This window comes from Rubrobacter calidifluminis (assembly GCF_028617075.1).
In the GTDB taxonomy this organism is placed as follows: Bacteria; Actinomycetota; Rubrobacteria; order Rubrobacterales; family Rubrobacteraceae; genus Rubrobacter_E; species Rubrobacter_E calidifluminis.
Genome location: NZ_JAQKGV010000012.1, coordinates 49,195 through 70,508 on the forward strand (window position 1 = coordinate 49,195; position 21,314 = coordinate 70,508).

A 21,314-nucleotide genomic window follows, 5' to 3' on the forward strand; every position below is an offset into this window, starting at 1 on the left:
TCAGACCTCCAGCTCCATCCCGTCCTCGGCCACCTCGAGCCCCGCCTCCTCGACGGCACGCCGCTCGGGTGAGTCTTCGAGCAGGATGGGATTGGTGTTGTTGATGTGGACATAGATTTTGCGTGGGATATCGAGCGCAGAGAGCCGTTTCAGACTGCCGTCCTCACCACCCACTGGCAGGTGCCCCATCTCGCGCGAGCTCTTCCCGGAGACGCCGAGCCGGATCAGCTCGTCATCCCGCCAGCAGGTACCGTCGAAGAGCAGGCAACTGCTTCTCTCGATCTGATCGAGCACCCCCTCCGTCAGCTCCTGAACCCCCGGCAGGTACACCAGACTCCCGCCAGCACGCCCGTCGGTGATGCGGTACCCGATCACGCTCTCCCTCCCGCCCCCGAAACGGGCCTGTTTTCTGGTCGGTACCTCAAACGCCTGGTAGAGAAGAAGGCCACCTCCGAGCTGCGCCTCCTCCCCTGCGACGACCCTGCGCCACCCGACGCTGGTGAATGCCTCCAGCGTACGCAGCACGGCGGTACCCGTAAGAAGGACCTCGCGTACAGCCGCAGTGGAGTGTACCTCCACCCCTTCAGCCTCCCGCAAAAACAGCAACCCGGCGGTGTGGTCGAGCTCCGCGTCCGTCAGCAACACGGCTTCGATGGGGCTCTCCCTCAGCCCACGCGGGTGCAGGGCATCGAAAGATTCGATCTGAGCGCGAACGTCCGGTGAAGCGTTGAGGAGGAACCATCTCCGGTAGTCAGCGCTCACGGCGACGGAGGACTGGGTGCGCGAGCGGCAGGGCCTCGAGCCCTCACGTACGGCCCGGCAGCAGGGGCAACCGCAGTTCCACTGCGGGAACCCTCCTCCGGCAGCCGCTCCGAGCACGCGCACCCACACAACCCACCCCTCCATCGCGACGGGGCCGGGCCACGTGGCCCGGCCCCGTCGTTCACCGCCTACTTCCAGGTGCCGGCGTAAGCGGTTACTTCAGCTCTGGTCTCTATCTCTTCGAAATCCGGGGTCTTCCACTCCATGGAGCCGATCACCTCCTTTCTCGAAGAACGTTCACTCCGGCAGGGCGAAGGCGAAGAGAGCGTCCCCCTGCGGTGCACCGAGCATCATCGGCGCGAACCCCTCGGCCCAGGCACCGAAGCCCACCGGGACGGCGATGTACTGCCGGCCGTCGACGCTGTAGGTGGCGGGGCTGCTGTGATGCCCGCTTCCACACTGGAACTGCCAGAGGAGCTCCCCGGTGCGGGCGTCGAGCGCGTTGAACTCACCGGTGGGCTCACCGGCGAAGACGAGATCACCGCCGGTGGCCAGGACCGAGGCGCACATCGGCACCTCGTTGCGCCAGCGCCAGGCCTCTTTACCGTTTGCCGGGTCGAAGGCGCCCACATAACCGTACATGTCCTTTATGTCGACCTCGACGCCGGCCCCCCAGTACGGGATGCTCTCCTTGAACTCTCTGCGACGCCGCGTGGCGGTCGCCCCGACCTCCTGCACCGGGACGTAGAAGAGCTTCGTCCTCGGGCTGTAGGCCGCGTGCGTCCACTCCTTGCCACCGGCAGGCCCCGGCCAGAAATGAACCGGCTCCCCCTCCTTGTCCGGGTAAACCTTCGGCGTGACCGTCCCATCAGGGCTGATCTCGCCCCAGGTGATCCTGTCGACAAAGGGAGCAACCCTCACCAGCTCGCCGTTGGTGCGGTCCAGGATGAAGAAGTACCCGTTCTTGTCGAAGTGAGCGAGCAGCTTGCGCCCGCCCATCTCAAAGAGGATGTTCTCCATCGTGGAGTCGTAGTCCCACACGTCGTGCGGCGTGTACTGGTAGTGCCACTTTATCTGGCCGCTGTCGGCGTCGACGGCGATGACGCAGTCGGTGTAGAGATTGTCACCCGGGCGCACCTCCCCGTCGAAGTCGGGCGCCGGGTTGCCGGTACCCCAGTAAAGCAGGTTGAGCTCCGGGTCGTAGGTGCCCGTCACCCAGCAGTTCGCACCACCCCGCGCCCAGGCATCGCCCTCGGAGGGCCAGGTTTCAGAACCCGGCTCACCGGGCTTGGGGATAGTGTAACAGCGCCAGACGTGCTCGCCATCCTCGATCTTGAAGGCGTCGAGGTGGCCGCGCACACCGAACTCCCCACCGGAGCTCCCGACGATGACCATGTCCTTCACGACCAGCGGGGCCAGCGTCAGGCTCTCGCCGGCCCTCACGTCACCACACGTCTTGTCCCACACACACTCGCCGGTCTCAGCGTCGAGCGCGAGAACGTGGGCGTTGGCGGTGACGACGAATACCTTGCCCTCCGCCACGGCAACCCCGCGGTTGACGTTACCGCAGCACAAAGAGACGTCGTACGGGATGGCGTGCTTGTAGCGCCACAGTTCCTGACCGGTTGCGGCGTCGAGCGCCCAGACCCATCCATCCCATCCGGCGATGAACATGACCCCGTCCACGACTATCGGGGTAGCCTCAAACGAGTAGGTCGAGGCACCGGAGTGCATGCCGACCGAACCACACTGGAAGACCCAGGCAGGGGTCAGGCGCCTGACGTTCTCCGTGTTGATCTGATCGAGCGGGCTGTAACGCTGCCCGTCGTAGGTCCCGTAGTAGGTGAGCCAGTTCTGCGGCTCAAGTCGGGCGTTCAGAATCCGCTCGTAAGTGACGCCACGCGCCACCGGCGGCGCCTTGCCGACCACACCGCTCAGCGCCGCCTGCCTGATGGCACTCCCGGCGTCCACATACTCAGTGGTCATGACCCCTCCTTCCTACGGTCGCGGCTGGGGCGGGCGGTCGAGACGGGCTTCCGGTGGAGCATCCCCAAGTACGGCGATCACCCCGGTAAGACCTCTCCCCTCGTCGTTGCCCGTCCGAGAGCCATACCAGTAGTAGCCAGGACCGTCGAGGTTGATGGTCGCCGTCCCCCGGGAGCGGTTGACGAGCCACAGAAACTGGTTGTCCCCGTTGCTCGGCAAAACCGCACAGTGGGTGTTGTTGTCGTCGTTATAGATCTCAAGCTCAAGATCCCCGCCATGCGGCATGACCAGGATCGCAGGATCCCACACGAGCTCATCAGGCGGGATCCTGAGCGTGGCGCGCATCCTGCCGTCAGACCCCTCCTCAGCCCAGGCAAGGTTGCCGTGGGCGAGAAGCCGGCCGAGCGCCGCCTTGTTCTGCCTGTCTAACCCTAGCTCCTCCACACTTTTGGGGAGCTTCGTCGTCTCCGGCATCAGTGCGTTTCCTCCTGCAGAGCAAAGAGACGATTCCCCACAAAACCATACCCCGTACTCAGTCACATAGATCTTCCCCTGGATCTCACCCCCTTTCCCAGCCCCGGAAGATTCGGCACCATCAGACCACCACGTCCAATGCTTCGCCTTTCCCCAAAAGATCATCCGCGCTGATAACCGCGGTGCTGATGATACCCCATTGATCTTTTTGTGTCAAGAACTGCCCTGGATCACCCACTCAAGCCCTCATGTATGCAAGCTTAAGGCTTTTAAAATCAAATATTACTAACTACATGGCAGCCAGCGACGTTCCATGCTTGTCTCTGGTTTCGATCGGCACTAGACTGTAGGAGGGTAAACGGAGGTTTCTGGAGAGGTTCAGTCCGGGTGTGGCGAGGGCCCTTGGGGTGCCTGGGACATCTCCGGGATTCCGGCTCGGTGAGAGGAGGACGGCATGGACGTGAAGGCCGCTGTAGCATTTGAGGCGGGCAAGCCCTTGAGCGTGGAGACGGTTCAGCTGGAGGGGCCCAAGGAGGGCGAGGTGATGGTCGAGTTGAAGGCCACGGGGGTCTGTCACACGGACGCCTACACGCTCTCCGGGGCGGACCCGGAGGGGCTCTTCCCCTCGATTCTGGGTCACGAAGGCGCGGGGGTCGTCGTCGAGGTCGGTGAGGGGGTGAAGAGCGTGAAGGAGGGGGATCACGTGATCCCGCTCTACACCCCCGAGTGCCGGGAGTGCGAGGCGTGTCTGAGCCGCAAGACAAATCTGTGCACGGCGATCCGGGAGACGCAGGGGCGGGGGGTCATGCCGGATGGGACGAGTCGTTTTTCGCTCGACGGGCGCATGATCCACCACTACATGGGCACCTCGACCTTCGCCAACTACACCGTGCTTCCAGAGATAGCGGTGGCGAAGATCCGGGAGGATGCACCTTTCGACAAGGTCTGCTACATCGGATGCGGGGTGACGACCGGTATCGGGGCGGTGATAAACACGGCTAAGGTGGAGCCGGGGGCGAACGTTGTCGTCTTCGGGCTCGGTGGGATCGGGCTCAACGTCATCCAGGGCTGCCGGATGGTCGGTGCGGACATGATCGTGGGGGTGGACATAAACCCGGCCAAAAGGGAGCTGGCCGAGAGGTTCGGGATGACCCACTTCGTAAACCCGAACGAGGTCGAGGGGGATCTCGTCCCCTACCTGATCGATCTCACAGGAGGAGGGGCGGACTACACCTTCGAGTGCATCGGCAACGTGAACGTGATGCGCCAGGCACTCGAGTGCTGCCACCGGGGCTGGGGAGAGGCGATCATCATAGGAGTCGCCGGCGCCGGAGAGGAGATCTCGACCCGTCCCTTCCAGCTCGTCACGGGAAGGGTCTGGCGGGGGACCGCCTTCGGCGGAGCGCGGGGCCGCACCGACGTACCGAAGATCGTCGACTGGTACATGGAGGGCAAGATCAACATAGACGACCTCATAACCCACACGATGCCCCTGGAGGAGATAAACACCGCCTTCGACCTGATGCACGAGGGCAGGTCCATCCGCAGCGTGGTGATCTACTGACGATGCCCTCCCTGGAGACGATCGAGGAGCACCGCTGCTTCGATGGTGCCGTTGGCTTCTACCGCCACCCCTCGGAGGCCTGCTCGTGCGAGATGTCCTTCTCGGTCTTCCTGCCGCCGCAGGCCGAAGATGGTCCGGTGCCGGTCCTCTACTACCTGGCCGGGCTCACCTGCACCGAGGAGACCTTCCAGACGAAGGGCGGCGCGCAACGCTACGCCGCGGAGTACGGCCTCATGCTCGTCGCCCCGGACACGAGCCCCCGCGGCGAGACCATACCGGATGAGGAGGACTGGGATTTCGGCACGGGAGCCGGCTTCTACGTGGACGCAACCGAGGAGCCCTGGGCCACCAACTACAACATGTACACCTACGTCACCCAGGAGCTGAGGGGCCTGATCCGGGACAACTTCCCCGCCCGCACCGATGCACAGGGTATCTTCGGGCACTCGATGGGCGGCCACGGCGCGCTCACCCTGGCGCTCAAGAACCCCTCCCTCTACCAATCGGTCTCGGCCTTCGCCCCGATCTGCCACCCCGTGGAGGTACCCTGGGGCAGGAAGGCCTTCGGGCGCTACCTCGGCGAAGACGAGGAACGCTGGAGGGAGCACGACGCGACGGAGCTGGTGCAGGCGGGACGCACCTTCGATGGGACCATCCTGATAGATCAGGGCCTGGAGGATCAGTTCCTCGCAGAGCAGCTCTCCCCGCAGGCGTTCGAGGCAGCCTGCCGGGAGTCTGGTCAACCCCTGAAGCTGCGGCGCCACCCCGGCTACGACCACAGCTACTACTTCATCGCCACCTTCATGGAGGACCACATAAGACACCACGCCCGGGCACTCTCGGACGCCGGGGGATAGGTCCGGCCTACTCCTCCTGCAACACCCCCGCTCGCCTGGCCGCGTGCGCCGCGATGATGTCCATCAGCTCCGGCGAGTAGCAGTCGTAGGGCTCGAGCCCCAGCTCCCTGAGACGCGAACGGAGCTCGCTCATGCGCGAAGGCGGGAAGCCCGACTCGATGACCGAAGACACGAACGCGGCAAAAGTCGGCGGGTTCCACCCGGGGTCGCGCGAGAGCTCGGGATGTATGAACGCGAAGTCATGGAACACGTGCTCGGGGTCTTCGATCACGCCGTACATGTGCACGCCGCAGTCCCGGCAGGCGTAGCGGTGGAGCAGCTTGTTCGGATCCACGACCGCAAGCTTCTGCTCGTTGCTCGCCACCCTGACACGCTCACGTGGTGCAGCCGCGAGTATCGAGAACAACGCCCCCTCGGGCTTCCAGCACTGGGTGCAACCGCACAGGTGGTTGTACAGAAACTCGCTCTGCACGGAGACCTCGACCGGGTCGGCGGTGCACCTGCACATCAGCGTGCTGCCGGAAAAACCCTCCCGGCCACGCTCGACGCCACCATCCACCAGCGGATGTATCGAGAAGGAATCAGTCATCCCCCACACTCCTCCTGACAAAAGAGGTGATACCGGAGGCAACCCGGTCTTTTCCAGCTAGACATAAATATATCATACGACTCGTACATTGTGCAAACGATTACTATATCCGGTAGTGAAGGGTCTGCAGGTTCGGGTAGACTGCATCGTTCGGCTGCCGTCGCTGAAGTCTTCGAGAGCGAGGTTTATCAGTGTCAGAGGCTGGATTTCCGATCGTGTTCGACGGTCACAACGACGTGCTCGAGCGGCTCGACGGCCCGGCCGGCTTCTTCGAGCGCCGGGAAGAGGGACACCTGGACCTGCCGAGGGCGCGGGAGGGCGGCTTCGGGGGCGGGATGTTCGCGGTGTGGGTCCCGCCGCCGGAAGGGAAGGCTGCGCACGAGACGCTAGATCCTTCCTACGCGCTGCGGCACTCCCTCTCGGCCGCGGCCACCCTGTTCAGGATCGAGAAGCTCTCCGAGGGGCAGGTCAGGATCGTCCGCAGCGCCGCAGAGATACGAAGCTGCATAAACGAGGGCATCCTTGCCGCCGTGCTCCACATGGAGGGTGCCGACGCCATAGACACGGACCTCGACGCGCTTCACGTGCTCCACCGCGCCGGGCTGCGCTCGCTGGGGATAGTCTGGAGCCGCCCCAACGCCTTCGCCGAGGGGGTGCGCGTGCGGTTCGGGAGCACGCCGGACACCGGGGCGGGCCTCACCGAGGCCGGGCGGCGCCTGGTCCGCACCTGCAACGAGCTCGGCATCGTGATCGACGTCTCGCACCTGAACGAGCGCGGGTTCTGGGACGTGGCCGAACTGAGCGAGGCGCCGCTCGTCGCGACCCATTCCAACGCCCACGCCATCTGCCCCTCCCCGCGCAACCTCACCGACGCGCAGCTTGAGGCCATAGCCGCCTCGGACGGGATGGTCGGGCTGAACTTCGGGGTCCACTTCCTGCGCGAGGACGGCTCCGAGGATACCGATACCCCCATCGAGGTCATGGTCCGGCACATCGACCACCTAGTTGAGCACCTCGGCATGGAGAGGGTCGGCTTCGGCTCGGACTTCGATGGGATCCGCATCCCCGACGCCATCGGTGACGTGAGGGGCCTGCCCCGCCTAATGCAGGCGCTCCGGGAGCACGGCTACGGCGAGGAAGACCTCAAGAAAATCGCGCACGAGAACTGGCTGCGCGTCCTGCGCAAGACGTGGGGCCGCTGAGAGACCCTATTCCTCCTCGAGGAGCCGCGCGGCGTGGGCGAGGGAGGCGCCGTCGACCCTCCCGGAGAGCATCCGGGCGATCTCCCGCCTTCGCTCTTCCCCCTCGACCCGCACCGCCCGCGTGACCGTCCTCCCGTCCAGCTCCCCCTTGGAGACCACCACGTGGGATCCCGCCACCGAGGCTATCTGCGGCAGGTGCGTGATCGTGAGCACCTGGCAGCGCCGCCCGAGCTCCTCGAGCCTGCGGCCCACCGCGGTCGCCGTCTCGCCTCCGATCCCGGCGTCCACCTCGTCGAAGACGTAGCTCAGCGCGGGATCCTCCCGGCGCTGGGCGAGGCGGATGGCGAGCATGATCCTGGAGAGCTCGCCGCCGGAGGCGTAGCGCCTCACCGCGAGCTCCGGCTCCCCGGGGTTCGGCTGGACGACGAACTCCACCCGCTCCCGGCCCGAAGGACCGGCCTCCGCGGGCTCGAGCACCGCCCGGAAGACGCTCTGCCCCAGGTTCAGCCCCTCGAGGTTCTCCTGCACCCTCTGCGAGAGGATTCGAGCGGCCTCCCTCCTGCCCTCCGAGAGCCTCCCCGCGAGCTCATCAAGCCGGGCCGCCCCCTCCTCTATCTCCCGCTCGAGGCCGGCCGTCTCCGCCTCGAAGTTCTCGAGCCCCGAGAGGCGCTCCCTGGCCTCTTCGAGGTAACCCGGGACGTCCTCCCCGTACTTCCGCTCCAGCGAGCGCAGCTCCTCGAGGCGCGCCTCCACCTCCTCCAGCCTCGCCGGGTCGGCCTCCAGGTCGTTCGCGTAGGACCTCAGCTCGTAGAGCACGTCGTCCAGCTCCGCCGAGAGCCCGGAGAGCCTCCCGGCCAGCCCCGAGAGTTCCTCGTCGTGCCGGGAGGCCGACTCCAGCTCACGGGCGGCCGAGGCCAGGGCCTCGCTCGCCCCTCCCTCCTCCGAAGAGAGCGCCGCGGCCGCCGCCGAGACGGAGCCCGCGAGCTCGGCCACGTTGCGCAGCCGGCGCTGCTCGCGCCTGAGCTCCTCCACCTCCCGCGCGCTGTAGCCCGATTCTTCGATCTCCGAGATCTGGTAGCGCAGGAAGTCCAGCTCCCTCAGGCGCGCCTCCTCGGACCCTTTGAGATCTTCGAGCTGGCGACGCTTTCTCTCCACCTCGGTCCAGAGCGCCGCGTGCCCCTCCCTCGCCCGGCGCGCCCCCTTGTCCAGGAAGTCGTCGAGGATCGCGAGCTGCTCCGAGGGATCGGAGAGCCTCGCCTGCTCCCGCTGGCCGTGGTAGGAGACCAGCCGTCCGCCCAGCGCGGCCAGCGCCCGCACCGGCACCGAGACCCCGCACACGTAGCAGCGGGATCGCCCGTCCGGCGTGATCGTCCGCCGCAGCACGATCCCGTCCTCCGGCTCGATCTCCTCCGCCAGATCCCCGAGCGTCTCCCGGAGGATCCCCTCCGCCAGATCCCCGGGAAGCCCGAATTCTCCCTCGATCGTGGCCCTCTGCGCCCCGGCGCGCACCGTCTCGGCCCGGGCCCGTGCGCCGAGAAGCAGCTGCAGCGCCGTCGCCAGGAGCGTCTTCCCGGTGCCCGTCTCCCCCGTGATCACGTTCAGCCCGGGCTCGAACTCCAGGCTCACCCTCTCTATCAGGGCGACGTTCTCTACGGAGAGCCGCGAAAGCACTACAAGAAGGTCCTCCTCACCGCCCGCCACCACGTCCACCCGCCGGTGCGGGCTATCCTGACGCTCTCCCTCGAGAGCCTCACCCTCACGCTCTCCCCCGGCGAGATCTCGCGCGGCTCGGCCCCGTCGAGCGAGAGCAGGGCCTTCCGTTCGACCAGCCTGAGCTCGACGGTCTGCTTCTCGCCCAGGACCAGCGGCCGGCTCACCAGCGCGTGCGGGGCTATCGGGACCAGCACGTAACACTGGGCGTCGTTCGAGACGATCGGCCCCCCCGCCGAGAGCGCGTACGCCGTGGACCCGAGCGGGGTGGCCGCGATGAACCCGTCGCAGCGGAAGGCGAAGAGCTCCTCCCCCCCCACCGAGACGTCGACCGAGATGATCTGGTGCGTCCTCTGCTTGACGAGCACGGCGTCGTTGGCGGCGAGGCTCGTCGCCGCCTCATCCCCGACCCGCACCTCGAGCATCCGGTAGTCCTGGATGTGCAGCCCGCCTCCCGTGACCTGCTCGACGCCGGATTCGATCTCCTCGGGGAGCATCCCGCTCATGAAACCCACCTTGCCCAGGTTCACCCCGAGCAGCACCCTCCCCGGGAAGATCCGCGAGGCCCTGAGCATCGTCCCGTCCCCCCCGAGGACGAAGACGAGGTCGGGGTCGGCGTCCACCGGATACCCGGGTCCCCCGTCCGCCTCGACGACCTTCTCGATCTCGACTTTCTCCTTCTCCAGGGCGGCCACCAGCCGCTCGAAGTAGCCGCCGCTGACCTCCGGGTTGCGCACGATCCCGACCCTTCTCACCTCATTCACCGGCGACCACCTCCCGGATGCGCCCTTCTCCCAGCGCGCTCCCCGCCCCCCTCACGAGGTACATCGGGTACTCGCCGTTTCCGGCGCGTCTCCCGGCGACCGGCGCCCGCATCAGATCCCGCGCCCCGAATCCCAAAGACCCCATCGCCTCCGCCACCCTGAGCACGACCCGCAGGCGGATTTCGGGGTCCCTCACGAGCCCCCCGCGCCCGACCCCCTCCGGACCGGCCTCGAACTGGGGCTTGACCAGGACGACGGCCTCCTCGATCGAAGGCGTGCTCGAGAGGAGCCCGGCGAGCGCCACCCCGAGCGGGATGAAGGAGAGGTCCGCAACGAGAAACCGCGGAGGGAAGGGGAGATCACCGCCGGAGAGGTGGCGCACGTTCGTCCCCTCCATGTAGCATACCCTCCCGTCCCGCGCGAGCGAAGGGTGCAGCTGCCCGTGCCCGACGTCCACCGCGATCACCCGCCGGGCCCCCCGCCGCAGCAGGACCTCCGTGAAACCACCCCGCGAGCACCCGGCGTCCAGGCAATCCAGCCCCTCGACGGTGAGGCCGAACCGCTCGAGCGCCGCCTCGAGCTTCGCCGCCGCGCGCGAGACGTAGCGGCCGGCGCCCTCCTCGACGGAGATCTCCTCGTCCTCGCGCACCCGCCGGCCGGGCTTCCCAAACACCTCCCCACGCACCCGGACGGCTCCCGAGAGCACCATCTCCCGCGCCCGGCTCCCGCCCGGGGCGAGCCCGCGCTCGACCAGCAGGCGGTCGAGGCGCACCATCCTCACCCTCGCATCACCTCTCGGCTCAACTCTCCCGGTGTCGAACGAACATCGCCATCTCCCGCAGCCCGGAGACGTCCCCACCGATCCGGTCGAGCGCCGCGAGCGCCCGCTCGGTGGCGGCATCCGCCTCCCGCCGCGCCCCCTCCACGCCGAAGACGCTCACGAACGTCGCCTTACCCCGCTCGGCGTCGCTGCCGGCGCTCTTGCCGAGCTTCTCGGCAGTCGAGGTGGCGTTGAGCACGTCGTCGACGATCTGGAAGCAGAGCCCGAGCTCGAGCGCGTACTCCGAGATCGCGGCCTGCTCCTCCGCAGAGGCGCCGGCGAGGATCGCCCCGATGCGCGCCGAGGATTTGATCAGGGCGCCGGTCTTGTAGCGGTGGATCATGTAGAGCGTCTCGGTGTCGACCTCGGATCCGGCCCCGGTGAAGTTTATGTCCAGAACCTGCCCGCCGACCATCCCCTCGACACCGGTCGAGGCGGCGAGCTCGCGCACCACCTCCAGCACCTGCTCCGGGGTGCCTTTCTGGTGGACCGTGATCAGGGTGAGCGCCTCGCCGAAGAAGGCATCCCCGGCGAGGATCGCCATCGCCTCACCGTACTTCCTGTGCACCGTCGGGCGCCCGCGCCGGAAGTCGTCGTCGTCCATCGCCGGCAGGTCGTCGTGGATCAGCGAGTAGGTGTGGATGAGCTCTATCGCGGCCGCGGACGGCAGCACCAGCTCCGGGTCGGCCCCGAAGACCCACGCCGACTCCATGCAGAGCGTGGGACGTACGCGTTTGCCGCCGGAGAGCATCGCGTAGCGCATCGCCTCGACCAGCGGACCGAGCTCCGGGTTCTGCGAGAAGCGCAGCCCGTGCAGGTACTCCTCGAACCTCTCGCGGTGGCTCTCCCACCGCAGCATGCTATCCATGCTCGACCAGCCTTCCGGCCCCCCGCAGGACCCCCCCGACGAAGGCCGGCGCCTCCTCTCCGGAGAACCCCTTGGCCAGCTCCTTCGCCTCCGCGACCGCGACCTCGAAGGGGACGTCCTCGACGTGGAGTATCTCGTAGAGCGAGAGGCGCAGTATCGTGCGGTCCACGGCGTTCATCCTCCAGACCGGCCATCCTTCCGAGGCGACCTCGAGCCTCTCGTCGAGCAGCGCCCGCCTCTCGTCCACCCCGTGGATGAGACGGCGGGCGTAGGGGTCGAGCTCTCCCTTGAACAGGGTCCAGCGGGCCATGAGCTTCTCGACGGGCTCGCCGGTCACGTCGCCCTGGTAGAGCACCATGAATGCCTGCTTGCGTGCCCTCCTGCGGCTCATACCCGGGTCAGATACTCTCTGGTGCGGGTGTCGACCCTCACCCGGTCACCCTCGCTGATGAAGAGCGGGACCTGCACGACGAGCCCGGTCTCCAGCGTCGCCGGCTTGCTCCCGCCCGTGGCCGTGTCCCCCCTGACGCCGGGGTCGGTCTGGGTGACCTCCAGGTCGACGTGGGCCGGGGGCTGCACGCTCACTACCTCCCCGTCGGCGTAGAGTACGCTCACCGTGCCGTTGGGCACGATGTAGTTGACCGCGTCCCCGACGACATCCAGCGGGATCGCGACCTGCTCGAAGGTCTCGAGATCCATGAAGTAGAAGAGGTCCCCGTCCCGGTAGAGGTACTGCATCTCCTTGGACTCGGTCCTTATGTCCTCGACCTTCTCCCCGGCCCGGAAGGTCTTCTCTATGACCGCCCCGGTGTCCATGTTGCGCAGGCGCGTCCTGACGAAGGCCCCCCCCTTGCCGGGCTTCACGTGCTGGAAGTAGAGGATCGTGAACCTCTTGCCGTCCACCTTTATCGCCGATCCGTTCTTGAACTGGTTCGTGGATATCATACGCAGATCACCTCGCACGCATCTTCAGCCACACATAGAGAGACAGATACCTCCCAGGCTCGCCGCCCCGTCCGGGCAAGTGGATATTATCGCACACATCGTGCCCGCGTCTCCGGAGAAAATCTTCAGGCGACGACCCTCTCCACGGCCCGCCCAGCCTCCTCCTCTCCGACCTCCACCCCCCACACGGGCTCACCGACGTCCCGCAGAAGGACGAAGCGATGAACGTCCTTCTGCGTGCGCTTCTTGTCCCGGCGCATCGCGAGCAGGACGTCCCCTACCCGCACCCCCGGAGCCCGCGAGGGGAGCCCGGCGAGCCCGACGAGCTCCCGATGCAGCCCGAGCAGGTCCCGACCGAACCTCTCGCGCGAGAGGTCGGCCTCGGCGAGCATCCCGACGGCGACGGCCTCCCCGTGCCTGATCTCGTACCCGCAGGCGGCCTCGATGCCGTGTCCTATCGTGTGCCCGTAGTTGAGGATGGCGCGCCGGCCGCGCTCCCGCTCGTCGGAGGCGACCACCGAGGCCTTGAACCGCACCGAACGGGCGACGAGCGTGCGCACGGCCACCATGTCCCCGCCGCGGGCCGCCCCGACGAGCGCGAGATCCTCTAAGAACCCGCCCCCGCATAAAAGCCCCATCTTCACCACCTCGGCGAGCCCGCACGAGACCTCGCGCTCCGGCAGCGTTCGGAGCCAGGCCAGGTCCGCCACGACCGCCCTGGGACGGACGAAAGCCCCGAGCAGGTTCTTCCCCTCGGGGAGGTCGATCCCCGTCTTGCCTCCGACGGCGCTGTCCACCATCGCGAGAAGCGAGGTCGGCAGCATCACGAGCCCCACCCCCCGCATGTAGGTGGCGGCGAGGAAGCCCCCGAGATCCCCCACGACCCCTCCGCCGAGCGCGAAGAGCGTCCCGTCGCGGGTCAGGCCGTCGCGCGCGAGCGCGGCCGCCGCCCGCCCGTAGGTCTCGAGGCTCTTGGAGTGCTCTCCGGGAGGCACTTCGACCACCGAGACCACCCGCCAGCCTCCACGCTCGAGAGCACGGACGACCTCCCCGGCATGGTGCGCCCCGACCTCCGAGTCCGTGAGCAGGGCGCACGGCCCGCCCTCGATCATCCCTTCGAGCGCCCCGGCGAGGTCGATCCCCTCCCCGAGCACCACCGGGTACGGGTTATCCCCCCCGATCTCTATCCTTTCATCCACCGGAGAACCTCCTCGGTCACCTCCTCGGGCGTCCTGCCGTCGACCAGGACCCTGAGGCCGCAGGACTCCGCGTACAGCGCCTCACGCTCGGCGTAGCGCCGCTCGAACTCCTCCCTGGAAGTACCCCGCAGCGGCCGGGAGTCGCCCCGCGTCCTGGCGTAGAGTACGCCGAGATCCTCCTCCAGGAAGACCGTGGATGCCGCGGAGAGGAGCCTGCGGTTCTCCTCCCTCAGCACCACCCCTCCCCCACAGGCCACGACCCGCTCCTCCGTACCCAGCGCCCACGCGAGCCCCCTGCTCTCGAGGTCCCTGAAGTACCCCTCGCCCGACTCCCGGAAGATCTGGGGGATCGGACGCTTCTCGCGCACCGCGATCTCGGTGTCGAGGTCCACGAACTCCCAGCCGAGCCGGCGGGCGAGGATGCGGCCCACCGTACTCTTGCCGCTCCCCATATACCCGATTATCGCCAGCGGGCCCTTCAACTCCCCCCCGCGCCGAACCCGCCGCGCAGGCGGCCCATGTACGCCTCGTAGGAGGCCCGGATGTCGGTGAGGTTGTCCCGGCCAAACTTCTCCAGGAAGGCCTCCGCGAGCACCACCGCGACCATCGCCTCCCCGATCACCGCCGCCGCCGGCACCGCGCAGGAGTCCGCCCTCTCCTTGAACGCGCGCGCCTCCTCCCCGCTCGAGACGTCGACCGTCCTCAGCGCCCGGGCTATCGTCGAGATGGGCTTCATCGCCGCCGAGACGACGACGGGCTCGCCGTTGGTCATCCCGCCCTCGAGCCCCCCGAGCCGGTTGGTCGCCCTCACCGGCAACCCCCCGCCCGGCAGGATCTCGTCCTGTACCTCGCTCGAGCGGCGCCGGGCGAGGCCGAAGCCCATCCCGATCTCGACGCCCTTTATCGCGTTTATGGACATGACCGCGTGCGCCAGCCGGGCGTCGAGCTTGTCCCGCCAGTCCACGTAGGACCCGAGCCCCGGCGGACATCCCTCGGCGACGACGACGAACTCCCCGCCCAGCGCGTCGCGCGCCCGGCGCGCCGCGTCTATCTCGGCCTTCATCTTTTCCGTGACCTCGGGATCGGGGCAGCGGACCTCGGACGAGTCGGCCTTGTCGGCCTCCAGCGCGGCGCGCTCCCTCTCCATCGACGCCCCGCCGATGCGGTAGACGGCGCTGGAGATGCTCACCCCGAACTCGGCGAGCAGCCTCCTCGCCACCGCCCCGGCGGCCACCCGCGCTACCGTCTCCCGGGCGCTCGAGCGCTCGAGGACGTTGCGCAGATCACCCGTGGCGTACTTCTGCATCCCGGCGAGGTCGGCGTGCCCGGGACGCGGCAGGGTGATGGGCTTCGGCGGATCCTCCACGGGCGCGGGGTTCATCCTCTGCTCCCAGTTGGCGTAGTCGCGGTTGCGTACGAGCATCGCGACCGGGGAGCCCAGCGTGTACCCGTGGCGGACCCCGCCGAGAAACTCTACCTCGTCCCTCTCTATCTTCTGACGCCCGCCGCGCCCGTAGCCGCGCTGGCGGCGCGCAAGATCCCGGTTGACGTCCTCGGCCAGGAGCCTGAGCCCCGCGGGCACGCCGTGCACTATCGTGACCTCCGCCGGGCCGTGGGACTCTCCCGCCGTAGAAAAATCGAACCTCATATTCGTATATTCACGCCTCTCTATCTCTCTCAGGGTAACGGAAGGTTCCCGCCGCTATCGAAGAGCGCCCCACTCCGGGTAGCCGAACCGGATGCGCGGCCCGGATTACTCCGCCCTCCTGCGAGGTGGGAAGAGGCAGGGGTGGGCCGGGATACGGGTCTGCCGCGGCCGGCCTCGGAGGACGCCGGACGGGAGGATGTCCCCCGTGAGGCGGCGTGCGCCGGGGGACGGCTGGGGGTCGGGGATCTACCGGAGGCCGACGTGTGGGAGCCCTTCCTACCGCCGCGTGCCGGGGCGGGGCTCTTCTCACCGGTTTTAGCCCGGGCCAGCAGCTCCCTGAAAGGGTCCTTCGGGGGACCGTAGGCAGCGAAGGACTCGCCCGGGCCAGCCGAGGAGGTAGTGCTCGCCGCCTTATTCCCGGCCTGTACGTCCGCCGCGCGATGGAACGCGGACGTGCCAGATCCATCGTTCTCGTAAAACCTGCCTGAAAAGGACCACAGCAAAAAGAGCACGGCGAAGGAAACCGCGATCACGCCCACAGCCCATCCAACAGAGATCCTGGACACAGCCTCCCCCTATCCACCTCCAGTAGCAGCCCCACCGGAGGTGACCGGAGCAGGCGGCGCGGAGCCGCCTCCCGTCTGCCCGATGGGTGGCTGTACATAGACCTCGGCCTCGATCTGGACCTGCAGCATCCCTCCTCCCGATCCCGCCCCGGTGGTCCCCCCGGCCGGCTGGTAGGTCACCTGCGTGACCGAAACCAGGCGCGCCAGGTTCAACAGGCGGGTGTAGAAGTCCTGCATCTGATCGTATGAACCTTCGAAGGACATTGTAATCGGTATGCGGGAGAAGTCTCCACCCCCAACCGGCGGCTCCGGGGAGCCGGGTTTGATCGAAAGCTGGGTGACGCCGGAGGCCCGGGAGATCTCCTGCAGCTGTACGAGCAGGGTCGGGATCTGGGGGCTGTTCGGCAGGCGCTTGTCGAGCTGCAGAAGCTGGCGCTGTATCCTCGGAGACTGCTGCTTGACCCGGTTCAGGTGCGCCACGCTGCTCTCGAGCCGGGCGAGTTCGGCCTGCTTGCTGCTGTGCTGGCGCTGCAGTCGGGCGTAGCGGCTGCGTGCCGGCCCCAGCAGGAACACGTAGTAGGCGACGACCACGAGCACGACGGCCACGATGGCGCCGATCAGTATGTTGCGGTCGCGGGGGTTCACGGCCCACCCCCCTGCGCCCGGGGACGCCGGGAGCCGGAGGAGCCCTCCAGAGGGAGCCGCTCCCCCTCCTGCCCCACCCTCACCACCAGCCGGGAGGTGGCGTCGAAGTCTATCACCGGGCGCACGTAGGTCTTGCGATCGAGCGTCGCCGAGTTGAGGCGAGTATCACTCAGGTAAGGGAGGCTGTCCATCTGCACCAGGAACGCCGCGACGTCCTCGTAGCCGCCGAGCGCCACCCCGGTGAAGGAGACCTCGCCGGGCGGGGTGAGCTCATGTCCCGGGGAGGCGTTGACGTTCACCGGCGGGGCCTTCGCGCTCAGGCTCCTGAGCGCGGTGGAATCGGGTATCACATAGGAGAGCGCCCGGAAGAAGGCATCCCACGCAAAGCGCGAGCGGTATATCCCGTCGGCGACCTCCTCCTTCTGGTGCAGCCTCGTCTCGAGCCCCTGGTAGGGAGCCAGGGCCGCCAGGCGCGCGCGCTGGGTTGCCAGCTGACGGTCGAGACCGGCTATCTGGTCCTCCTCCGAGTTTATCCTGACCAGGAAGAGCACGTACACCCCGACCATCAACACGAGCAGGGCGGCCCCAAGGATGAGCAACAGCTGCACCGTGTTCCCCTCCCTGAGCGATGGACCCGCCCGGCCGCGCTCCTCCTCGGGGAGGAGGTTGACACGCCGCATCCTACTCCTCTAGGGCCAGTCCGGCGGCCACCGCCAGCACCGGCTCCATCACCTCGAGCTGCTCGTCGGAGACGTTCGACTCGTTGGCGGCGAACCTCCGTAGTGGCCGTCCCTTGCGAGACGCGATACCCAGTACGTCCCCCATGTACTCCGCGATCCCGGGGACCACAGCCCCCTCCCCGGAGACGAACATCTCGGAGACCTCCCGGGCCCCGGAGTATGAGTAGTGATACTCGATGGAGCGCTGCACCTCCCCGGCCAACCTCCCTACAACGCCTTCAAGCGCACGCCTGATATCGTACAGAAGGGCCCGCTCGGCTTCATCTGGGGTCTCCTCCGGCTCCTCCACCGGCTCGAACCCCAGCCGGATGTGGGGGTTCATCAACTGCTCCTCGGCCTCGTCCTCCGGGATAGAGGCGACCCCGGAGATCTCCCGCACGAAGTCCTGCGCTCCAAGTGGAACCAGGCTGGTGAGGACGGGGCCGTCCTCCTCACAGATCGCGACGCAGGTCATCTCCGTGCCGATATCGACGAGCAGGGCGGCACTCTCCTGCAGCGGGATATCCCGGGGCAGAGTCGTGCGTGAGATGGCCAGCGGCTTGAAATCCACCCCCACGGGCCTCAGGCCGGCCACCCGCACGGCCGAGGCGTAGCGAGCCACCATCTCCCGCCGGGCGGCGACGAGCAGCACCCGGTCGGAGTCCGGGTCGGCCGGGTCCGGCCCGAGCACCACGTGGTCTATCACGGCCTCCTCGAGCGGCATCGGGACGTGCTCCGCAGCCTCGAAGGAGAGGGCGCTCCTGAGGTCCGATGGCTGCATGCGCGGCAGGGAGAGCAGCCTGACTATCACCTCCTGGTTGGCGACCCCGAGATAGACGTCCCTGCCCTTGAAGGAGTGCTCTCCCCAGAAGTTCTTCACCTCCGCGGCGAGCAGGTCGTGGTCGGCGACCTCCCCCTCCTCTATCGCCCCCGGCGCGAGCCGGTGGTAGCCGACGTGACGGAGCACGAGCCCGGCTCTCGTGCGGGAGATCTGCACCGCCTTCAGCGCCCCGCTGTCCATCTCCAGCCCGACCGCCTGCGCCCTCCCGGGCAACCTGAGACGCCCCAAGCCGGCCCCCTACCCGCCCGACAAAAGGCCGAGGTAGATTTCCCAGATGTCGCGCCCCCAGAAGAGCGCCACCATCCCCCCGAAAGCCATGAAGGTACCAAACGGCAGGGCGCTGCGGCGTCCGGCCCTGCCCCCAAGCATGAGACCCACGCCGACCAGGGCACCGAGCAGGGCCCCGAGGAAGACGGCGAGCGCCGCGTACCCGCCGAGAAAGGCGCCGAGCATCCCGCCCATCTTCACGTCCCCCATCCCCATGCCCCCAGGATATAGGAGCCAGAGCAGGAGGAGCGCCGCACCTACGCCCGCCCCGGCCAGGAGATATACCCACCAGTGCGCGGGGTCTGCTGCGAACGAGAGCAGCAGCCCGGCCGCCGCCCCCGGCAATACTACTGCGTTGGGTAAGATGCGTCGGTCCGCATCGGTCGCGGCGAGCACTATCAGAACACAGACGAAAACCAGCGCCCGCGCCAGGTCCATCCCCAACCCAAAGGTATATCCCGCGGCCCCGAAGAGCAGCGCCGTGGCGAGCTCGACCGCCGGATAGCGCAGCGGAATGTGCGCCTTGCAGCGGCGGCACCTGCCCCGCAGCAGGAGGTAGGAGAGCACCGGTACGTTGTCCCTGGGGGAGATCGTTCCCCGGCAGACGGGGCAGTGGGAGGGCGGCCAGACGACGGAGAGCCCGCGCGGGACGCGATAGATCACGACGTTCAGGAAACTGCCGACTAGAAGCCCGAAGAGCGCGGTGAGCAGGGCAAGGCTCATCCGCCCCTCCGCTCGACGGCTTCGAGCGCGCTCACCCTTCCATCTTCCATCACCACGGCCTTGCGCCCCACGCTCGAGTTCTGCCCGAGCACGGCCCGCGCACCGACCTGTGCCCCGGGCCCCACCACGGCCCCGGCCGCGACCCACACCCCGGCGCCGACGACCGCGTCGCGCTCGACCACCGAGGAGGGACCCAGGCAACAGTGACTCCCCACGATCGTGTCCGGGTAGACCGTGCATCCGGGACCGACGACGGTCCCGTCGCCGACCACGGCTGCGTCGGAGAGGTAGGCGGAGGGGTGGACAGCGGTGAAGAACGTGCCGCCGAGCCCCCTTATGGAGTTGGCCACGCGCAGCCGCGCCCGGTTGTCGGTTATGGCGACGACGACGGAGACGGGCTCCACGGAGAGCATGCTCTTGAGCATGGCCACGTCCCCGAGCACCGGGTAGCCGCGCACGTGGCTGTCGAGCATGGGATGGGCGTCGTCGTAGAAACCGAGGATGCAGCCCTCGTAGCCCGCGGCTATGAGCACGTCGAGCGCGACCCGCCCGTATCCCCCGGCCCCGACGATGGCGATCCTGGTCTCCTCCTCGAAACCGACCCGCCGGGCTTCGGGTTCGGGTTCCGAGACGCCGACTCCGCTGCGGGCCCTCTCTGTCTCGCCTTCCCCTCGCATGCTCTGGCGAGCCAGTTTAACATCCATGGGAGTCCGCTGCGCCCGGCCTAGCCTCCGAAGGCCCCGGAGAGCCGGTGTCCGCGCAGGAATTCCCCGGCAGATAGCGGGCGCCCCCCGGGAAGCTGAAGCTCCAGGATCTCGAGCGCACCCTCGCCGCATCCGACCAGAAGACGCTCCTTCTGCGCCAGGATCTCACCCGGTCCAAGCCCTGCCACGTCACGCGCGATTCGGGTGCGCCAGACCTTGACGGGCCCCTCGACGTCGGGGTGGGTGGTTCGGGCTCCGATGTGCGGGGAGAGCGCCCGCACGTGATCGTGCACCCGCCGGGCAGGATCCTCCCAGCGGATGAACCTCTCCTCCGGCGAGATCTTCGCGGCGTAGGTGGCGCGGGAGTGATCCTGTTCCTCGAGGTGCAGGCGTCCGGCCTCGAGGTCGTCCAGGACCCGCACGAGGAGGTCCGCCCCGATCCGAGCGAGCCGCCCGGAGAGCTCGCCGCCGGTGGTCTCCGGGCCTATCTCCACCTCCTGCCTGAGCGCGACGGGGCCGGTGTCGAGCCTCTCGTCCATCTTCATGATCGAGACGCCGGTGACCTTCTCGCCGTTCATTATGGCCCGCTCGACGGGGGCCGCCCCGCGGTAGGCGGGCAGGAGGGAGGGGTGCACGTTGTACGCCCCGTGACGCGCCGCCTCGAGCACCTCTCTGCGGAGGATCTGGCCGTAGGCCGAGACGACCAGGACGTCGCTCGAGGAGGCTATCCGGTCCGTGACCTCCCCGATGTCCTCGGGCTGAACGAGATCGAGGTTACGTGAGGCGGCGAGCTTGCCGACAGGTGTCTGGGAAAACTTTCTACCCCGTCCCCGCCTCCTCGGTGGCTGCGATACAACGAGCCCAACCTCGTGTCCGGAGCCGAGCAGCCCCTCCAGGATATGCACCGCGAACTCCGGCGTACCGGCGAAGGCTACCTTCAAGGTGATGAGTCCGGAACCTTCTACTGCTGCCTGCCGGCCAGCGTTCGCTCCCGCATCTCGCGCAGAGCACGCTTGCGCGACTCCCGGTCGGTACGGTCCAGGATCAGGATGCCATCCAGGTGGTCGATCTCGTGCTGCAGTATGATCGCCAGCGGCTCTTCGGCTTCGATCTCGACCGGGTCGCCCTGGAGGTCCTGGCCGCTCACGACCACCCGGCGCGCACGCTCCACGTCCACCTGCACGTGGGGTATGGAGAGACACCCCTCCGTGCTCGTGACGACCTCCGATGAACGCTCCCGGATCTCGGGGTTGACCAGCACGTAGTCCTTATCGTCGGCCGTGGCGACGAGGATCCGCTTGAGGTATCCGACCTGGTTGGCGGCAAGCCCGACCCCCTCGCTCGCGTGCATGGTCTCGATCATCTCCCCGGCCAGCCGGGCCAGCGACTCATCGAACTTCTTCACCGGCGTGGCCCGGGACTTCAGGACGGGGTCGCCGAACTTCCTTATCTCGAGCACGT

Annotated in this window: 25 protein-coding genes; 4 read left to right on the forward strand and 21 right to left on the reverse strand. The window is 67.7% G+C overall.

The genetic code is table 11. The features are described from left to right. The 4 genes from pqqB to PJB24_RS10795 form a co-directional block, all read right to left on the reverse strand. Positions 1-885 (reverse strand): pyrroloquinoline quinone biosynthesis protein PqqB, encoded by an 885-nt coding sequence (gene pqqB / locus PJB24_RS10785; RefSeq protein ID WP_273845719.1) that lies wholly within the window; start codon positions 883-885, stop codon positions 1-3. A 65-nt stretch (positions 886-950) separates the two neighbouring features. Continuing rightward, positions 951-1,028 (reverse strand): pyrroloquinoline quinone precursor peptide PqqA, encoded by a 78-nt coding sequence (gene pqqA / locus PJB24_RS15930; protein WP_420541929.1) that lies wholly within the window; start codon positions 1,026-1,028, stop codon positions 951-953. A 31-nt stretch (positions 1,029-1,059) separates the two neighbouring features. Next, a complete protein-coding gene (locus tag PJB24_RS10790; RefSeq protein WP_273845722.1) occupies positions 1,060-2,748 on the reverse strand; it encodes a PQQ-dependent dehydrogenase, methanol/ethanol family in 1,689 nt (562 codons plus the stop codon). 12 nt (positions 2,749-2,760) lie between these two features. Further along, positions 2,761-3,222 (reverse strand): MSMEG_3727 family PQQ-associated protein, encoded by a 462-nt coding sequence (locus tag PJB24_RS10795; protein ID WP_273845724.1) that lies wholly within the window; start codon positions 3,220-3,222, stop codon positions 2,761-2,763. 454 nt (positions 3,223-3,676) lie between these two features. Between PJB24_RS10795 and PJB24_RS10800 the strand changes: the two genes are divergently transcribed. Together PJB24_RS10800 and fghA are read left to right on the forward strand one after the other, a co-directional pair. Beyond that, positions 3,677-4,786: an S-(hydroxymethyl)glutathione dehydrogenase/class III alcohol dehydrogenase gene (locus PJB24_RS10800; RefSeq protein WP_273845726.1), complete on the forward strand. Its 1,110-nt coding sequence runs from the start codon at positions 3,677-3,679 to the stop codon at positions 4,784-4,786. A gap of 2 nt (positions 4,787-4,788) precedes the next feature. Next, complete coding sequence (gene fghA, locus PJB24_RS10805) at positions 4,789-5,643, forward strand: S-formylglutathione hydrolase (RefSeq protein ID WP_273845728.1); 855 nt, start codon at positions 4,789-4,791, stop codon at positions 5,641-5,643. Between the two features lie 7 nt (positions 5,644-5,650). On the opposite strand, the gene gfa is transcribed toward fghA, so the two are convergent. Then, positions 5,651-6,232, reverse strand: a complete 582-nt coding sequence (gene gfa / locus PJB24_RS10810) for an S-(hydroxymethyl)glutathione synthase (RefSeq protein ID WP_273845730.1) — start codon at positions 6,230-6,232, stop codon at positions 5,651-5,653. 215 nt (positions 6,233-6,447) lie between these two features. On the opposite strand from gfa, the gene PJB24_RS10815 reads away from it, so the two are divergent. After that, positions 6,448-7,434 (forward strand): dipeptidase, encoded by a 987-nt coding sequence (locus tag PJB24_RS10815; RefSeq protein WP_273845732.1) that lies wholly within the window; start codon positions 6,448-6,450, stop codon positions 7,432-7,434. A gap of 6 nt (positions 7,435-7,440) precedes the next feature. Here the strand turns inward: PJB24_RS10815 and recN are convergent, their stop codons facing one another. From recN to aroC, 9 genes are all read right to left on the reverse strand, one after another. Continuing rightward, positions 7,441-9,144, reverse strand: a complete 1,704-nt coding sequence (gene recN / locus PJB24_RS10820) for a DNA repair protein RecN (RefSeq protein WP_273845734.1) — start codon at positions 9,142-9,144, stop codon at positions 7,441-7,443. Beyond that, on the reverse strand, positions 9,105-9,908 hold the full coding sequence (locus PJB24_RS10825; RefSeq protein WP_273845737.1) for an NAD(+)/NADH kinase: 804 nt from the start codon (positions 9,906-9,908) through the stop codon (positions 9,105-9,107). The genes recN and PJB24_RS10825 overlap by 40 nt, the downstream gene beginning before the upstream one ends. Further along, positions 9,901-10,683, reverse strand: a complete 783-nt coding sequence (locus tag PJB24_RS10830) for a TlyA family RNA methyltransferase (RefSeq protein WP_273845868.1) — start codon at positions 10,681-10,683, stop codon at positions 9,901-9,903. The genes PJB24_RS10825 and PJB24_RS10830 overlap by 8 nt, the downstream gene beginning before the upstream one ends. 25 nt (positions 10,684-10,708) lie before the next feature. Then, complete coding sequence (locus PJB24_RS10835; RefSeq protein WP_273845739.1) at positions 10,709-11,596, reverse strand: polyprenyl synthetase family protein; 888 nt, start codon at positions 11,594-11,596, stop codon at positions 10,709-10,711. Next, positions 11,589-11,987, reverse strand: coding sequence for a transcription antitermination factor NusB (nusB, locus tag PJB24_RS10840; RefSeq protein WP_273845741.1), 399 nt, complete (start codon positions 11,985-11,987; stop codon positions 11,589-11,591). Before nusB ends, PJB24_RS10835 begins: the two co-directional genes overlap by 8 nt. Then, positions 11,984-12,541, reverse strand: a complete 558-nt coding sequence (gene efp / locus PJB24_RS10845; RefSeq protein WP_273845742.1) for an elongation factor P — start codon at positions 12,539-12,541, stop codon at positions 11,984-11,986. The genes nusB and efp overlap by 4 nt, the downstream gene beginning before the upstream one ends. Positions 12,542-12,666: 125 nt before the next feature. After that, positions 12,667-13,740 carry a 3-dehydroquinate synthase gene (aroB, locus tag PJB24_RS10850; RefSeq protein ID WP_273845744.1) on the reverse strand — a complete coding sequence of 358 codons (1,074 nt, stop codon included), beginning with the start codon at positions 13,738-13,740 and terminating at the stop codon, positions 12,667-12,669. After that, positions 13,725-14,222 carry a shikimate kinase gene (locus PJB24_RS10855; RefSeq protein WP_273845746.1) on the reverse strand — a complete coding sequence of 166 codons (498 nt, stop codon included), beginning with the start codon at positions 14,220-14,222 and terminating at the stop codon, positions 13,725-13,727. Before PJB24_RS10855 ends, aroB begins: the two co-directional genes overlap by 16 nt. Beyond that, a complete protein-coding gene (gene aroC, locus PJB24_RS10860; RefSeq protein ID WP_273845748.1) occupies positions 14,219-15,388 on the reverse strand; it encodes a chorismate synthase in 1,170 nt (389 codons plus the stop codon). The genes PJB24_RS10855 and aroC overlap by 4 nt, the downstream gene beginning before the upstream one ends. Positions 15,389-15,529: 141 nt before the next feature. Between aroC and PJB24_RS10865 the strand changes: the two genes are divergently transcribed. Continuing rightward, complete coding sequence (locus tag PJB24_RS10865; RefSeq protein ID WP_273845750.1) at positions 15,530-15,751, forward strand: hypothetical protein; 222 nt, start codon at positions 15,530-15,532, stop codon at positions 15,749-15,751. 212 nt (positions 15,752-15,963) lie between these two features. Here PJB24_RS10865 and PJB24_RS10870 read toward each other — a convergent pair whose 3' ends face one another. Genes PJB24_RS10870 through def form a run of 7 tightly spaced genes read right to left on the reverse strand, consistent with a single transcriptional unit; the run spans position 15,964 to position 21,312 of the window. After that, complete coding sequence (locus tag PJB24_RS10870) at positions 15,964-16,599, reverse strand: type IV pilus inner membrane component PilO (protein ID WP_273845752.1); 636 nt, start codon at positions 16,597-16,599, stop codon at positions 15,964-15,966. Beyond that, on the reverse strand, positions 16,596-17,279 hold the full coding sequence (locus PJB24_RS10875; protein ID WP_273845755.1) for a PilN domain-containing protein: 684 nt from the start codon (positions 17,277-17,279) through the stop codon (positions 16,596-16,598). The genes PJB24_RS10870 and PJB24_RS10875 overlap by 4 nt, the downstream gene beginning before the upstream one ends. Before the next feature lies 1 nt (position 17,280). Continuing rightward, on the reverse strand, positions 17,281-18,387 hold the full coding sequence (gene pilM, locus PJB24_RS10880) for a type IV pilus assembly protein PilM (RefSeq protein ID WP_273845757.1): 1,107 nt from the start codon (positions 18,385-18,387) through the stop codon (positions 17,281-17,283). Between the two features lie 9 nt (positions 18,388-18,396). Beyond that, a complete protein-coding gene (locus PJB24_RS10885) occupies positions 18,397-19,149 on the reverse strand; it encodes a prepilin peptidase (protein ID WP_273845760.1) in 753 nt (250 codons plus the stop codon). Beyond that, positions 19,146-19,826, reverse strand: coding sequence for a PglD-related sugar-binding protein (locus tag PJB24_RS10890; RefSeq protein ID WP_273845764.1), 681 nt, complete (start codon positions 19,824-19,826; stop codon positions 19,146-19,148). The genes PJB24_RS10885 and PJB24_RS10890 overlap by 4 nt, the downstream gene beginning before the upstream one ends. Positions 19,827-19,873: 47 nt before the next feature. Beyond that, positions 19,874-20,794 (reverse strand): methionyl-tRNA formyltransferase, encoded by a 921-nt coding sequence (fmt, locus tag PJB24_RS10895; protein ID WP_273845766.1) that lies wholly within the window; start codon positions 20,792-20,794, stop codon positions 19,874-19,876. A 20-nt stretch (positions 20,795-20,814) separates the two neighbouring features. Then, a complete protein-coding gene (gene def / locus PJB24_RS10900; protein ID WP_273845768.1) occupies positions 20,815-21,312 on the reverse strand; it encodes a peptide deformylase in 498 nt (165 codons plus the stop codon). Between the last annotated feature and the right edge of the window lie 2 nt (positions 21,313-21,314).